General features: G+C 52.7%; 8 protein-coding genes. 5 read left to right on the top strand and 3 right to left on the bottom strand.

Features of this window, described 5'->3' with window-relative positions:
• Window positions 1-52: 52 nt before the first annotated feature.
• Entirely contained in the window at window positions 53-325 is a 273-nt protein-coding gene (locus ACOZ4O_RS00695) for a hypothetical protein (protein ID WP_424523451.1), read from the bottom strand.
• Window positions 326-547: 222 nt separating this feature from the next.
• On the opposite strand from ACOZ4O_RS00695, the gene ACOZ4O_RS00690 reads away from it, so the two are divergent.
• From ACOZ4O_RS00690 to ACOZ4O_RS00675, 4 genes are all read left to right on the top strand, one after another.
• Window positions 548-4,165 (top strand): Eco57I restriction-modification methylase domain-containing protein, encoded by a 3,618-nt coding sequence (locus tag ACOZ4O_RS00690; protein WP_424523450.1) that lies wholly within the window; start codon window positions 548-550, stop codon window positions 4,163-4,165.
• A gap of 25 nt (window positions 4,166-4,190) precedes the next feature.
• A complete protein-coding gene (locus tag ACOZ4O_RS00685) occupies window positions 4,191-4,718 on the top strand; it encodes a hypothetical protein (RefSeq protein ID WP_424523449.1) in 528 nt (175 codons plus the stop codon).
• 104 nt (window positions 4,719-4,822) lie between these two features.
• Window positions 4,823-8,329, top strand: a complete 3,507-nt coding sequence (locus tag ACOZ4O_RS00680) for a helicase-related protein (protein WP_424523448.1) — start codon at window positions 4,823-4,825, stop codon at window positions 8,327-8,329.
• 52 nt (window positions 8,330-8,381) lie between these two features.
• Window positions 8,382-8,732 (top strand): hypothetical protein, encoded by a 351-nt coding sequence (locus ACOZ4O_RS00675; RefSeq protein ID WP_254270766.1) that lies wholly within the window; start codon window positions 8,382-8,384, stop codon window positions 8,730-8,732.
• Between the two features lie 275 nt (window positions 8,733-9,007).
• Here the strand turns inward: ACOZ4O_RS00675 and ACOZ4O_RS00670 are convergent, their stop codons facing one another.
• Together ACOZ4O_RS00670 and ACOZ4O_RS00665 are read right to left on the bottom strand one after the other, a co-directional pair.
• Window positions 9,008-10,321, bottom strand: a complete 1,314-nt coding sequence (locus tag ACOZ4O_RS00670; RefSeq protein WP_424523447.1) for an McrC family protein — start codon at window positions 10,319-10,321, stop codon at window positions 9,008-9,010.
• A gap of 1 nt (window position 10,322) precedes the next feature.
• The gene (locus ACOZ4O_RS00665) at window positions 10,323-13,457 is read right to left on the bottom strand and encodes an McrB family protein (RefSeq protein WP_424523446.1); all 3,135 of its coding nucleotides are present in this window, start codon (window positions 13,455-13,457) and stop codon (window positions 10,323-10,325) included.
• Window positions 13,458-13,858: 401 nt separating this feature from the next.
• Here ACOZ4O_RS00665 and ACOZ4O_RS00660 point away from each other — a divergent pair.
• Window positions 13,859-14,445 (top strand): Cdc6/Cdc18 family protein (locus tag ACOZ4O_RS00660; RefSeq protein WP_424523510.1); only part of this gene is annotated, 587 nt, incomplete at its 3' end.

The following is a 14,445-nucleotide window of genomic DNA, read 5'->3' as shown; positions in this document are numbered from 1 at the left end:
TTAGGAGTGGCTTACCGAGAGGGGCCAAAATAAAACAGAGAGGACTGAGAACTCAGCCGACGGTCGCTAGCACCCGGACATCTTTGTCCGAGTGTCGTTCACGCTGAGTTCGAGCACCCCGTTCTTGCAGGAAGTCCTCTATCTCATCGGCCAGCGTATCGGCGTCCTCTCTATCGACGTGTACGATCAGCGTTGGCCGGTCTGGATCGTTGTTGTCGATGACAAGCGATACGTCTTTGAATTCGTCCGGCTGTCTGTACGCCTCGAATTCCTCGGCGACCTGGTCAGCCAGGTCATCGAGAATATCTACTGGGTCTGAGGTCATATTTGGATGACGGGCAATTTGAAAACGATCACACCTGACGGACTTGGAGAGAATCCTATCGACTCCTACCACCTCCAATTTCCAGTTCGGCAAGCAGGTGTTCAGAAGCGTCGTTCCGTGGACCGTGCGAGAAAGTCTGATCAACTTTTAAGACACGTGACCGAGGATAGTGCTGTATGTCCATTTACTTCGAAGAAACCACCTCCTCTAAACTCGATATCCATGACTGAGGAGCAAACCAAGGAAATTCGTCGCCGTTTAGACGAGGACCTCTCCTTAGACGATTTTGAACGAGATTACCGCTCAACCGGAGAGGCGGCTACCCAGTTCTTCCAAGACCTCTTCGTTCAAGTTCTCAACTTCGAAGAGACAATGTCTGCCTTGGGCGACGCAACTTGGCAGGATATTCCCGTTCACGAGTGGCCGAACACAGCTCGGGCGAACGCCGCTCGACTATTCGCCGAAGCAGGAAACTTCCGTGTCATCTACGTCGAACTGGAGAAGCTGACCCGGACAGCCGAACGAAACGCCATCCAGAGCCTCACTCGTTCAGACCGAACGAGTGGGTGGGCCATCGACGGCTCCTTCCTGACTGTATTCCACGCCCCTGACGAGGACATCTGGCACCTCGTCACACCCTACGAGGAAGGCACGGACGACATCACGACTGGCCGTCCTGTTCTGCGCCGGTACACCCTCGGGGAAGGCGAGACCCACCGCACCGTTGCAAATGCGCTGTCGAATATGGACGCCAGCAAAGGGCGGCTGGCAGAACGCATCGATGAGGCGTTCCGAGTTAAGCCCGTCACTGAGGATTTCTACGAGAACTACAAGAGCGCCTTCGACACGCTCAGTAAGGAACTTCGCCGTAAGGGACTGGAGATTGAGGACGCCGACCGGTACGCACACACGATGCTAAACCGGTTGATGTTCTTCTACTATCTCCAGAAGAAGGGCTGGATTGGTGACCGGAAGGACTTCGTCCGATGGTTCCACCAGCAGTACGAGGAGTCCAACGAGGAAGACGTGTTCCACGAGAAGTGGCTCTCGGCGCTGTTCTTTGAGGGTATGAACAGCCCGGAAGGCGGAGAGATCGATGCTGACCTCCCCTCCGAAGTCGAGACGGCTATTGCTGAGCTCCCGTACATGAACGGTGGACTCTTCCAGCCGACTGAGGAGGACGGACGCGACACGTTCCTATCAGATTCTGCGCTAAAGTCGGTGATCAAGGAGTTCCTCGAACAGTACAACTTCACCGTCACTGAAGAGAGCCCCTACGATATCGACGTCGCCGTCGATCCCGCGATGCTCGGGAAGATCTACGAGTCTCTGATTGCTGAGCAGGAACGCGGCGAAGCTGGGATCTTCTACACGCCTCGTGTTGAGGTGGATCTGATGTGCCGGATGGCACTGTACGAGCAGTTCTGTGACCATGCAAACGATCTCGATGCCGAAGGAAAACAGCAGATTGTCGAGTTTATCTTCAGTGAGCCACAGGACTGGGATGCGGAGAGCAGCGGGAAAACAGAGCAACTGGAGAGTATCCTCCACGAACTGCGTATCGTTGACCCCGCCTGTGGTAGTGGTGCGTTCCTGGTGGGGATGAAGCAAGTGGTCACCGAACTTTACCGAAAGCTCGGCACGACACCGGACTACCACCTCAAAGAGCAGATCATCAACGAGAACCTGTACGGCGTTGATATTAAGGACTGGGCCGTCCGGGTTGCTGAGTTCCGACTCTGGCTTTCGCTTGTTGAGGGAGAGGAGCAGCTTCCCGACCAACGCCCGGTGCTACCGAACTTCTCCTTCAAGCTCAAGGTTGGTGACAGCCTGATTCAGAAGCTCGATGGAGAGTTCGTCTCCCTGGACACACTCACGCGAACACTTGATGGGGATACTGGTGACCTCCTCACGGAGCTGAAAGAGCTGAAGCGCGAACATTTCGAAGGTGAGGGCGACCGAACACGGGAGATCGAAGAGAAGCAAGTGGAGCTTCTCAAAAACCACATCAACGGCCTCATCGACAATCTCTCTAAGGGAGGTTCTCAGCAAACTCTCTTCGGAGACACAAAGGACAAACAGATCGATGACGACGTCGAAGAACGGATTGAAGAGCTCAAAGATACTCGTAATGCGATTGACGAAGCCGGTGCTGCTGGGTTCTTCATGTGGGACATCGATTTCTCCGACGTGATGGTCGAGGGTGGATTCGACATCGTCATCGGTAATCCACCATATGTCCGTCAAGAGGACATCATCGATCAGGGAATCCATCCTGAGCGGCTTGATGAGATGGACAGCAGCGAGGTCTCGTCGTTGAAGAAACAGTACAAGAACGACCTGGTGGAGTATGTAGAGAAAACATTCGACATCAGCCCTTACAAGCGAAGTGACATTTACGTGTATTTCTTCTTCAAGGGGCTGGATCTCCTCCGAGAAGGGGGGACTCTCACGTACATCACCTCGAATTCATGGCTTGATGTGAATTACGGGAAGCGACTTCAGGAAGGGCTGCTACGGCATTCAAGTCTGAAATACTTGCTTGATAACCGGGCAGGTCCGATCTTTGAGGATGCGGACGTCAATACGGTTATCTCTTTAGCTAATCGGGAATCGACGCAGTCCCTGAGCGGCGATGCGGAGTTCCTAACCTTTGAGGAACATTACGAAAATATCGTCCAGTCAGAAACTATCAGTAGTGCACTAATCAGTGAGCAAGAAGAAGCTGAAGTAATTGAATATGGTGAAGAAACCCTCTACTATTCGCCAATTCAATATGGACGTCGGGTTTCCGTGCCAGAGTCAAGTTTGTGGAGGCTCGGCGGCGGGAGCTTGGAAGTTCAGGACGATGAAGAGAGGGTTTACAGCGAAAATACTGGTGTGACTGGCTCTCAGGCCAGTATAGAAAGCTTCGACGAAGAAACACAGGGAATCTACTCCTCTGGCTCGTACTCCGAAGACTCAAAGTGGGGGATCTATCTACAAGCCCCAGACGTGTACTTCCGGCTCATGAGCCGGAACCATGATAGATTCACCCCCCTTGTAGAGGTGGCTAATGATGTCTTCTTCGGAATCAAGTCTGGTGCTAATGATTTCTACTTCCCGGATGGTCAGAAAATAGAAGAGTATAGTATTGGGGATGAATACCTCCACCCCTTGGTCAAAAGCCCTCGAAATCTCAACGAACGGATTATCGCTCCTGACCGGCTGGAACGGAAACTCCTAAAAATAAATGATACTGACAAGTCTGCTCTTCCAAAAGGACTCCAAAAGTTCATAGAGTGGGGTGAAGATCAGGAATATCCCTCTCGTCGAACGATTAAGGGCCGGAATCCATGGTACGACATCGGTTCCGATATTAAGAAATCACAGATCGTCTGGCAACGGACTCATTATACAAAACACGCAGTATACTATTCAGATGAACCTGTGTATGCCACGGATAGATTCTACGGCATCGACATAGATCAGGAAAAGTATCATCCAAAAGTCTTTGCTGCCCTTCTGAATTCGACTTTGTATGCACTGGTAAAGGTCTTGTATAGTAGCGAAATGTCTGGTCGTTCGATTGACACAGCCGTGTATGAATTAGAATCTTTCCCGATTCCTGAACCGGAAGTCATCTCGAACGACGAGGAAGAAGCACTCATTGAGGCCTTCGAAGAACTAGATCAGCACGAACCTGAAGCAGTGTATGATGAATTCGATCTAGAAGCCCGTAGTAAACTGGATGAAGTAGTGTTTGATATCTTGGATGCGAATGAGGAGGAGCGGGAAGAAGTATATCAAAGCGTCGAGCGGTTAATCAAGCAAATCAGGAACCGGGATCGCCAGCGCTAATCACCCGGCAACTGAGCAAATTCGAATGGATCTTGAACTGGTAAATGTCGTCGCTGGCGGTACTCTTGACATCGAGATAGATCTCCACAGCGCTTTCGAACAGATTGGTGCTTCTAAAGCTAAGTACGAACCAGAAATCGCTCCAGGACTACAGTTGCAGTTGAAGGGAGCAACTATTATGTTGTTCCATAGTGGGGAATATCACCTCACTGGGGCAGACAGCTTTGAGAATGCTCGGGAAGCTGCAAGAAAGGTAACGGAAGTATTGGAAAAGGTGCTTGGAGAGGAGGTTCAGCAGGAGCACTTCGAGATTAGGAATCTACTCTACAAAGGAGAGTTCAGAATCGAATTGGATCTCGAAGAGTTACATTCTGATCTCCCGGGGAAAACAGAGCACCATCCTGAGAACCATCCAGCCCTTTATTTCAGATCAGATATGCATGGGGGCTTGCTGATCTTATTTCGAACGGGCAAGTACACGGTCACAGGAATTACGAACGATAGGGCGGCTGAACAGTTAGTTGGAGAGTTTATATATGAAACCGAGATATGAAACTGGAATTCCGAGATGGGGACTTTAGTAGTGACCGGTGAAATGGATAGACTACATGATCGTCTCGACTAACGACTGGGAACATCAATTATCGAGAACAGATAATGAGTGAGGAGAATTCTATCGGTATTATCGACAATCGGCGCTACTCCCACCTTGACGAGGTATTAAAATCAGGACTCGAAAGCGACGGTGTGGATCGGATTCGGATCGCTGTCGGGTACCTCTATATGAGCGGCCTGAAGCGACTTCGTCCAGAGCTGGATGAATTCCTCGACAACGGTGGTACACTCCAAGTCCTAATAGGGAATCCAGATCAGCAGGGGTTGGACGAGCTCATAGAGGCTCATCAGAACCTCCGTCTCACTGGTACGAAATTCAAACAGTCACAGAACGTCAAGTGGAGTGAGCGCACAGAGATTCGTGCCGAAACCGCGAACAACTACTCGAACCAGCTGCTTTACGAAAACCCGACTGCAGAGAATCAAGCGTTCTTCACGAAGCTAATCGACTGGCTAGAACAGGGACGTATCCAGCCAAAGCTGTACCTTCAGGAACGGTTCCACGCAAAGGCATATCTCTTCGAAAAAGACGAAGGAGACATCTTTACACCCAAAGACGTCGGCGTCGTCGGTTCGTCGAATCTCAGTCTCAGTGGGCTCCACAGCAATACGGAACTAAACGCACCCGTCTACAACGAGAGAGTTACGCAACTGAAGGACTGGTTCGATGACTTGTGGGACGACGCCGTAGAATTCGACGCCGACCTCCTAGACGCATTCGAAGATTCTTGGGTTTCGAACAATCCGGGTCACGTTTCGGCGGAAGACGAGCCACCGGCACTGCCGGATGATTCACTCCCAGATGACACGACGGAGACACTCCGTGAGGTCAGTAGTGGTACTGGTCTCCCGGCGCCGTATCTGGTGTACACGAAGATTCTCTACGAGCTTTACAAGGAGACATTAGAGACTGCTGAAGACTATCTCCAGTCATTCGACGTATACGAGGATCTCTATGAGTTCCAGCAGTGGGCGGTGAATCGGGGCATCCGAATCGCCAACAAATACGACGGGGTCCTCGTCTCCGACGTGGTCGGGATGGGGAAGACGTTCGTCGGCCTTGGCCTCCTCGAACACTTCCACGCTCGGAATCGTCTCCGTGGTAACAAGGGGAAGATGTTGATCATCTCACCGAAACATCTTCAGCCGATGTGGGAGCGGATGGTCAACAAGCGGTACAACTTCAACGCGGAAGTAATCAGTCTGGGGATGGTCTCGAAGGAGGACTACCACGAGACGCTCTTGGAAGAGCATGACGACACGACGGTATGTCTCGTTGATGAAGCGCATCACTTCCGGAACGACGATACACACCGGTATGACAATCTACAGTCGTTCCTGCCGACGGTCAATCAGACAATTCTCCTTACTGCGACACCGTATACGAAAAGCGCGTGGGACGTCTACAATCAGATTAAGCTGTTCCACATCGAAGACCTCACGCAGATTCCGATTACGCCTCCCAACCTCTACGACTTCACACAGATGGCGGAGAACGATGAGACTGACCTCTCGAATCTTCTCAGCCACGTGATGGTGCGGCGGACTCGCCAGGACATCATCGACCAATACGGTGAGGAAGATGAGGAGGGCAATCTGTATCTCCAGATGGGTGGCGAACGACGGTACCTCCCAGATCGGCACTTACAGACGGTCGATTACAATCTGCATGAGACGTACTCGACGGCAGATGGTGTGAATGATTCACTCTACGATGCGATTGTGGAGACGCTGGAAGACCTCACGTTCGCTCGGTACTCACTGGGTCAAGAGGAATACCTGAAGACAGGGTACGCGAATCAGGACCCGTATCAAAACCTCTCTTCGATGGGGAGGAGCATTCGTGGGTTGATGAAGTCCAACCTGCTGAAGCGGTTGGAAAGCAGTGTCCATGCCTTCTACACGTCTCTCAATCGGATGCTTCGGAGTTACCGGATGTTCCGGGATCTCCTCGACGAGGGTACGGTCGCTGTCGGAAGCGACGTCTCCGAACTCATTAACAGTGGAGAGCAGATCGACACAATTCTTGATGAGATCGACGAAATGGTCGAGGAGGGAGAGTACGCGGCGTACCAAACAGAGGCCTTCCATCTTGAACAGCTGAAGCGTGATCTGGAGACCGATATCCAGCTGTTAGCTGATCTGCAAGACACACTGGAACCGTTCCATCAGGACATCCAGAACGACTACGCGATGGATGACAAGGTCGAACAGCTCCGCCAGCTTCTCGGAAACCTCCGTATTGGGTCACATGAGATCCTCCAACGCGGTGACCGTGCTGAGAAGCTTATCGTGTTCACGCAGTTTACAGACACGGTTGAATATCTGGAAGCTGCGTTTGAGCAGTTCCAAGACCGCGGGCTAATCTCTGATGATGTTCGGTTTGCCAGTGCCACGAGTGACACGTCGAACGTGGAGAGCATCATCCAGCGTTTCGCTCCAGAGGCGAACGATGCACGGGATGAAATCGACCCGAGTGAAGAGATTGACGTCCTCTTTGCGACCGACGTGGCGGGGGAGGGGGTCAATCTTCAGGATGCAAATTTAGTCATCAACTACGACCTACACTGGAACCCCCTGCGTCTAATTCAGCGAATCGGTCGTGTTGACCGCCTCGGGAGTGGCCACGACGACATCTACGCGCTCAACTTCCTGCCGGAAACGGAACTTGAAGAGGAACTCGGTATCGTCGACCGGGTTGAGTCTCGGGTGCAAGAGATCAGTAGTGTTCTCGGCGAAGACGGGGAGATCCTGAGCCCGGAAGATAACGTGAACAAGTCATACATGGAGGACATCTACGCCGAGGAGGACATCGAGAAGGTCGAAGACGACGTTAACGAGATCATCGGGAGTGACGATCTTATCGGTCCGGCAAGCAGCCTTCAGGATCTCAAACAGGAACATCCGGATCTCCTCAGTTGGTTGGATGACCGTGACGGTATTCGAAGTGCGATGGAGTGGGATCGAGAATACGACGGCGTCGTCATTGTCTATCGGCAAGGAGACTACACGACCCCGTACCTCGTTACGTTCCCAAGCGAAGGAGGTCAGGATCTTGCCACACAGGAGAAGGACACCATCGTTGAAACAATCACATGTCCCGTCGATGAACCAGTCGCATCCGTCGAGGCAGAGACGTTCGACAGTCGCTACGAACGGGCGGTACAGGTGGCACGGACGGAGTTCGGCGAGGACATGGGGAAACGGCAGCAATTCCAGCGAGAAGCCCGTCAAGGTGCGAGCATTGATCGGGACTACGTAATTGACGAACTCGGAGAAGTCGCGTCGTCTGTAGAAAATACCGACCAACAACAGACACTAGCACAATTCCAGGATATCGTTGAGACTGTATCAGCAGACCAGATCCTCGACGAATTCCGAGACTTGCGTAACGAGGAAGTCACGGGGGAAGAACTGGTAGCTGCTGTTCGAGAGATCATCTCACGATACAATTTACAAGAGAAATACGAGGAACGTCAGGAATGGGCGGAAGAACAGGAAGAACCGCCCCATGTCGTCGCGGGGATGTATTTGAAAGGAGGAGATTAAATCACTTCCCACCGCGCTGAAGTTCAAATAGCTGTAGGAGCCAACTCTAACCATGGCCGAATTAGACCAACTGCCCACCACTGACTCTGGACACGTCGTAAAACAACAAGCGATGGAGTGGATGGAAGGTTTGGACGAACCAAGTGAGGGAGAGCTCAAAGACGCCGTGATTCCGAAGCCTTCCGACTTCTCAGGTAGTAAGTATCCAACAGAGATCTCCACGGTTCGAATTACCGGAACTCCTGAATTTATTGAGGCAGCAGGAGCCCTCCTCAAGCCCTTGCTCGATTTTGAAGACGATACTACCCGTGTCGAAGTCAATCTTCAACGTACTGAGGATCGGGATACTGGAGAACTAACTGATAATTACGCTCTCTACCTATCTATCGCCGAGCGGGGATGAGTCCAAGACACCACCTGTACACTATGGAAAACACAGACAAAGGAGATCTGGTCCGAATAGACATCCCCGACAAGACCGATCCAGACCACCAATATCACGGAGACCACGGTGTAATTGTGAATATTCTCTCGGACGACGCCGGCGTAGAAACAGGAGATTCACGGGACTCACGGCTCTATCGAATCCAGCTCGAATCGGGAGAAACGATTGATGTTCGATGGCGAGATATCCGTCCTCCGATTCAGTGAATGACTTCGAACCACCTAATCGAGTATTCATCGAGAAGATTCGGAGGCCTCGGTAACGACTTGATCGAATAATCGCTCCACACTTGCTTCAAGATCCTGCACGTAGTCATCGTAGGAACCTGTGTCGGCGTCAGTCGACACTGCGAAGGAGTGTAACGAGTAACCTTCCACTGTTGAAGGAGGTATCTTCACACTCCCACCGGGATAGACTAGGACGCCCGGAACTTCGAGCGAGAGGATGTAAGAGGTTAGCTGATACACGTCGCTAGAAGACGGCGATTCGTGGTTGGTTTTCCACTTCGCGTCGGCAACGAGTATCGGTTCCCCACCGGCTGTCCGGACGAGGACGTCCGGCCGCATTGAAACCGAGTGGGGACCGTCGACGAGGTTCGGGATCGAGGATTGGCCGTCAACGCGAAGACCCTCTTGTTCTTGTGCGATAGCACGAAACCCCCGTTCGACGATCCGCTCGAAGACAGTATTCATATTCACGAACAACGCCAGCGAGCGCTGGGTTCCGGCACGGATATCCTCGAAAAATTCTCGCTCTAACACCAGCGTCGCCAGTTCGAGTAATGTCGTGTAGTGGTCATTCAGTCGAGAGAGTTCGATACGTCGAACGGTTGCTGGCTGTACCGGTTCCACGCTAACGAACTCCCTGAGCTGTCGCTCCTGTACTCTGAGCTGGCTCCTAAGGTCGTCATCACTTACGAGAGTGATGAGTACCCGAATTGACGCCAATACCGCCCTATTCAGTGTATTGTCCGTGGTAAATTCCTCGTAGTCGACGGCGAAGTCGGTCGTGACAGGAGAGGGGCGCTGAAGCTGTCGTTGTACGTCGATTCGGCCTTTCACACGTTTTTCGATACTACTCGTGGAGACGTAATCCCGATGAAGACCTTGAGAGAGCACCGAGTGGAGTTCAGCCCGAAATAAGATTCCAATCGCATCAAAAAATGACGAGGCACTTGTGAAGTCCGTCTCCAAATCGAGAGTGTCGACTGGTGTATCAAACGCGTACCGAAGCGCCCACAGTAGCCGGGTCACAGTCCGCTTTGGGGTGACCTCGACGCGAACACCGCTGGGCAGCGTAAGTACCCCTACGTACGACCCACTAGAGAGGGTTACCTGCCCATCGCTCCCGAAGGAAACATCGAGTGGTGCAGTCCCAAAACGCTCCTCCATACTCTCTAAAAACTCGGCATCCGCTTGCGAAACGGGGAAAGGGTCCGTCTCCTCATGTTCCCCGAGAGAGATTGGCTCCGACGGAGGCTCAGTTTCGGTGCCGCCAGCTTCGTCGATCTGTGGACCGATCCCGCCAATCGGGAGAAACTCAGTCATGCTATTGTTCGTTCGCCCGATTGACGAACTCGCGAAGGCTTTCGATGAGATCGTCGATATCTGACTGTGCGAGATCTTGTACGTTGAGCTCAGGGCTCTCGAAATCCCCGTTCTCCCCGTCTTCCGGGTCCCACTCGTGTTGATAGCCCGTAACCGATTCGAAGACCGTGGCGGCATCATCGATGAACGCCGGTGAAACCTCACTGTTGTCGTTCGAGACTACCCAGTTCCACCGGAACTCGATCGTACCATCTTCCTCAATCTGGATAACCCCGACAGATGGGTTGACCGAATCCGCTTTTACCATCAGACTCGCATAGTCGCCGTCCCCAGGGTCAAGATTGGCGATATCGTCGGCATCATCAATCAACTGGGATATTTTTTCGGCGTTTGCCGGATCAAGCGTTGACGAAACTCGGTCACGGAACGCTTCAGTTGTTCGTTCTCCCTCCCCCCATGTGTCGTCAGCGGAGCCAGAATCTGCTTCTACTGATGAATCACGTTCTTGGCCGGACAGATCGACTGGATTCTCGATTCCGCCGAGCGTACAGAGCGCCGTATAGAGGTCGTTGGCATAGAATGACTGAATACGCTCAGTATTCCAGTCAAATAGCGTCTCGCCAGTCCCATCGAGAAGATCTTCTCGAAGCCGGTCGAGCTGGCCAAAGTAGTATTCTTCCAGTTGAGGCAATATATCGAAGCGCCACGCGTCGACGACTGCTGCCTTCGAATCGTGTTCAAGGAGGTAGGTGTGGCCGAGCTGTTTACCTTTCCCAAGCTGTGCCGCGTCCAAAATACGCTCGTTGAGTTCATCAATAGCGAGGATACTCGCTGCTAAGAGCCGGTCCCTGTCTGAGACGACACCAGTAGGTGCTGTGAGCAGTTCTTCGGGTTCCATCCCGGCGTCGATGGTGTCGTACTGCCCGAAGACGACATCGAGATTTGGTGGGAAATCGATAAATCGGAACCGTCGACGGAGTGCTGTATCGACCAGCGATATCGACTGGTCGGCAGTGTTCATCGTCCCGATGATGTAGAGATTCGGGGGTAGCGTGAACGAATCGCCGGAGTGTGCTAGTTCGACCTCGAAACTGCCTCGTTTATCGGCCTCCAGAAGGGTGATGACTTCGCCGAAGATCTGAGCAAGATTTCCGCGGTTGATCTCGTCGATAATCAGGACAAACGGCGGTGCCCGCTCACCCGCCGGCGTTGCCTCCAGCGCGTCGTTCGCATCCTCAGCAACGTGTTTCAACACCCCATCCTCGACATCGTAGGTAACACTTCCAGACTCTGTTGAGTCGGCAGTCAACCCCTCGATGAAATCCTCGTAAGAAAACGAGGGATGGAACGTCACTGAGCGAATTTGTTTCCCTGTGGGCTCCCTCTCGGTTTGCTCGTGGATCCATCGTCTCGCAAAACGCTTCGCGTCGAAGGTTTTCCCCGTTCCAGGAGGACCATACAAGATAACCTGCTTGTTCTGGACGAGCTGGCGTTCGATTTCTTCAGCACTGTTCGGTTTTGACGGGAGTTCAGTGGCGTCGGTTGAGGTCGCCTGCTCGACGTCGATATCAACTTGGCTGAGGAGAAAGTTTGCAGCTGCGTCCGAGAGATCCGCGAGATATGCTTCTTGGAGGTGATCGTTTGAGTTTATGGGGTAGTATTTCTCTGTTCGGTACTTGTCTTGACCGAGAATTTCCTTAAGCTCGCTATCGACAGGGAATGGTTCGTTGAACCAGTGAAAGTCGACAGCGATTCGCTGGTACTCCTGGTCGCGGAAGGAGTATGTTTCGTGATGACCCGTGGCGATTGAGTAGCCGATAAGCTCGTCGTCGAAATTATGGAAGATTACATCGCCTTCCGCTACTCGTTCAAGGTCGTGGTGCCACTCATTATCTACTTTAGCTCTCAGATATTCGTCTCGGATTTCAGCTTGATTACCTTGATTGACCCAGAACGGGTTGGCGTCCGTCCCTATGAGGTCCTGAATTGTTGTCGTCGATCCATCGCCGCCCTCAGTACCAGAGTCAGTCTTAGCGTCGAGCACCGTCCGATAGAGTCGGATTGCCGCGTCAGAAGATTCGTTCTCGATACTCGACTCGTCGACCTTGTCGATCACATTGAATAGCTGATCCACCTCAAGCCGTATCGGGACCTCGAGTCCGTGATCAGCTTCCGCTGTCGCGTGGCCAACAACTTGCTCATATGTTTCAAGGAAATCTTCGAACTCCTCGACGCCCTCTGCGTAGGAGCCTGGTTGATCGTAGTCGAAGAAGGCCAGACCGCTCTCAGTAGCGGCGTTGATGATCGGATACTCCTCAATATGGAGGTTACCAAAGAGTTCCCGGACCGTCGTTTTACCACCTAGTTCAGCTTCCCACTGGTCGTCGTATTGATCAGCATCACGAATTTCTTTTATAAGATCCGCAAGTTCATCAATCGAATTATTCCACTTAGACAGTATGTTCTCGGCGTTACCACGTTGGATAGCAGCATGCATCCGGTCCCACATCGACTTGAACCGTTCCGAGGTGGGATCGTCGATGAACGCATCCGCTCGATCCCGGATATCTTTCGTCCTGTCGTGTTTTTCGAAATCAAATTCCTCGCCAGCGGTGTGGTTTTCCGCGACTTCTCGCCACTCTTCAAGCACCTCCCGCTGGGCGGAAGTCAATATCGTGGACATCTCCCCCCCATCGCTCATTACGTCATAAACTCGGCTAAACGCCTCCGACCTGTTCTTAATCGGCATGACTGACTGGCGCGGCGCATACGCCTCGTCGTAATCTAAGACCTGGTTGACCTTCGCCCGATTGTAGCCATTCGTCGGGCGCCGCCAGTGTTCCCAATCGATGCCGACGTGAAACTCTTCGACATCATCGTCTGGGGCTACCTTCTTTTCAGGGTCGGTAATACCTTCACCACTCCACGGCTCCGACACAGTCCCAACTCCAACATAGGTGCCAGAGGGTTGATCATACATCAACACCCTGTCGCCCTCATTTAGGGGTTGAAGCTGTTCTCCGTACTCCGACTTGTCGGCAAACGTCGCTGCTACGCTGACGTCCTCGAATAGTCGTTCAAAATCGATTGGATTGTGATGTTGCCGATTAGTATGAACGAAGTAGGTGTCAGTCATCGATGATACCAATAGATTGCCTATTGGCTAAATAAAACCAGTCACCTAAATCCCTGCGGACGGTTCCGCGGTCGGTATGTTCGGAACATCTTCTAGAAAGCAGAAATCCGAATCTAGCCCAAAGAGGACCCCATCCCAGGTTCAAGCCATATGCGTGCTGTGAGTCGCTTTGGGAGCAAGAAGCCAACCGGGATCGGTAGTGACGAATTGGCGGTTCCGATATAATGAATTCCCAGCCAGCAGTTGATTCCGGAAACTCTCGGAAATCCCTGCTTTCCACAAATCAGAATCGCGCTACTGCAAGGGCTTTTAGAGGATCAGCAAAGGGCTATATGGAATGATTCCGGAAACAACCCGGTCATGCTTTTATGACTCGACAGAAATCTGTTTACCAGATAGAGATGATCCGCGATGCTCGCGTTCTCCGCGCCGGGTTCGTTCCTCGAGAAGTTGAGCATCGCGACGCCGAAGTCAACCACCTCTCTAGCGTCCTTGAGCCCATCACGAACGGCGAACCCGCCGACACCGCTATTGTCACCGGACCCAGCGGCGCTGGCAAGACCTGCATCTCGAAGTTCGTCACCGAACGGCTCCGCGAAGAGGTCCTCGACGTCGAGGCCACCTACGTCAACTGCTGGCGTAACTACACCCGATTTCGGACCCTCTACCAGATCCTCGACGACCTCGGCGCGACCATCGACATCCACCGACAGTCGACGCCGCACGACGAACTCGTCGACCGCCTCCAGCAGCACGACGGCCCGCGAACGGTCGTCATTCTCGACGAGGTCGACCAGCTGGAGGACCCCAGCGTCATCTACGACCTCCACAGCCTCCCGCAGTTCGCGATCATCTGCATCGCGAACAAGGAAGAGGAGCTGTTCAGTCGCGTCGACGACCGGCTCGTGAGCCGGCTGCGCTCCAGCGAACACGTCCGGATGGACAAGTACCACGACGAGCAGCTGTTCGACATTCTGAGTGCGCGGGC

The organism is Salarchaeum japonicum, assembly GCF_049705945.1.
GTDB classification, from domain to species: domain Archaea; phylum Halobacteriota; class Halobacteria; order Halobacteriales; family Halobacteriaceae; genus Salarchaeum; species Salarchaeum japonicum_A.
Note: the sequence above shows the minus strand (reverse complement) of the source record. Positions and strands in the feature narration are given on the sequence as shown.

What these genes read in the sequence shown, in the direction of transcription:
- ACOZ4O_RS00695 (WP_424523451.1), bottom strand. Translation starts at nt 325, where the DNA reads ATGACCTCAGACCCAGTAGATATTCTCGATGACCTGGCTGACCAGGTC.
- ACOZ4O_RS00690 (WP_424523450.1), top strand. Translation starts at nt 548, where the DNA reads ATGACTGAGGAGCAAACCAAGGAAATTCGTCGCCGTTTAGACGAGGAC.
- ACOZ4O_RS00685 (WP_424523449.1), top strand. Translation starts at nt 4,191, where the DNA reads ATGGATCTTGAACTGGTAAATGTCGTCGCTGGCGGTACTCTTGACATC.
- ACOZ4O_RS00680 (WP_424523448.1), top strand. Translation starts at nt 4,823, where the DNA reads ATGAGTGAGGAGAATTCTATCGGTATTATCGACAATCGGCGCTACTCC.
- ACOZ4O_RS00675 (WP_254270766.1), top strand. Translation starts at nt 8,382, where the DNA reads ATGGCCGAATTAGACCAACTGCCCACCACTGACTCTGGACACGTCGTA.
- ACOZ4O_RS00670 (WP_424523447.1), bottom strand. Translation starts at nt 10,321, where the DNA reads ATGACTGAGTTTCTCCCGATTGGCGGGATCGGTCCACAGATCGACGAA.
- ACOZ4O_RS00665 (WP_424523446.1), bottom strand. Translation starts at nt 13,457, where the DNA reads ATGACTGACACCTACTTCGTTCATACTAATCGGCAACATCACAATCCA.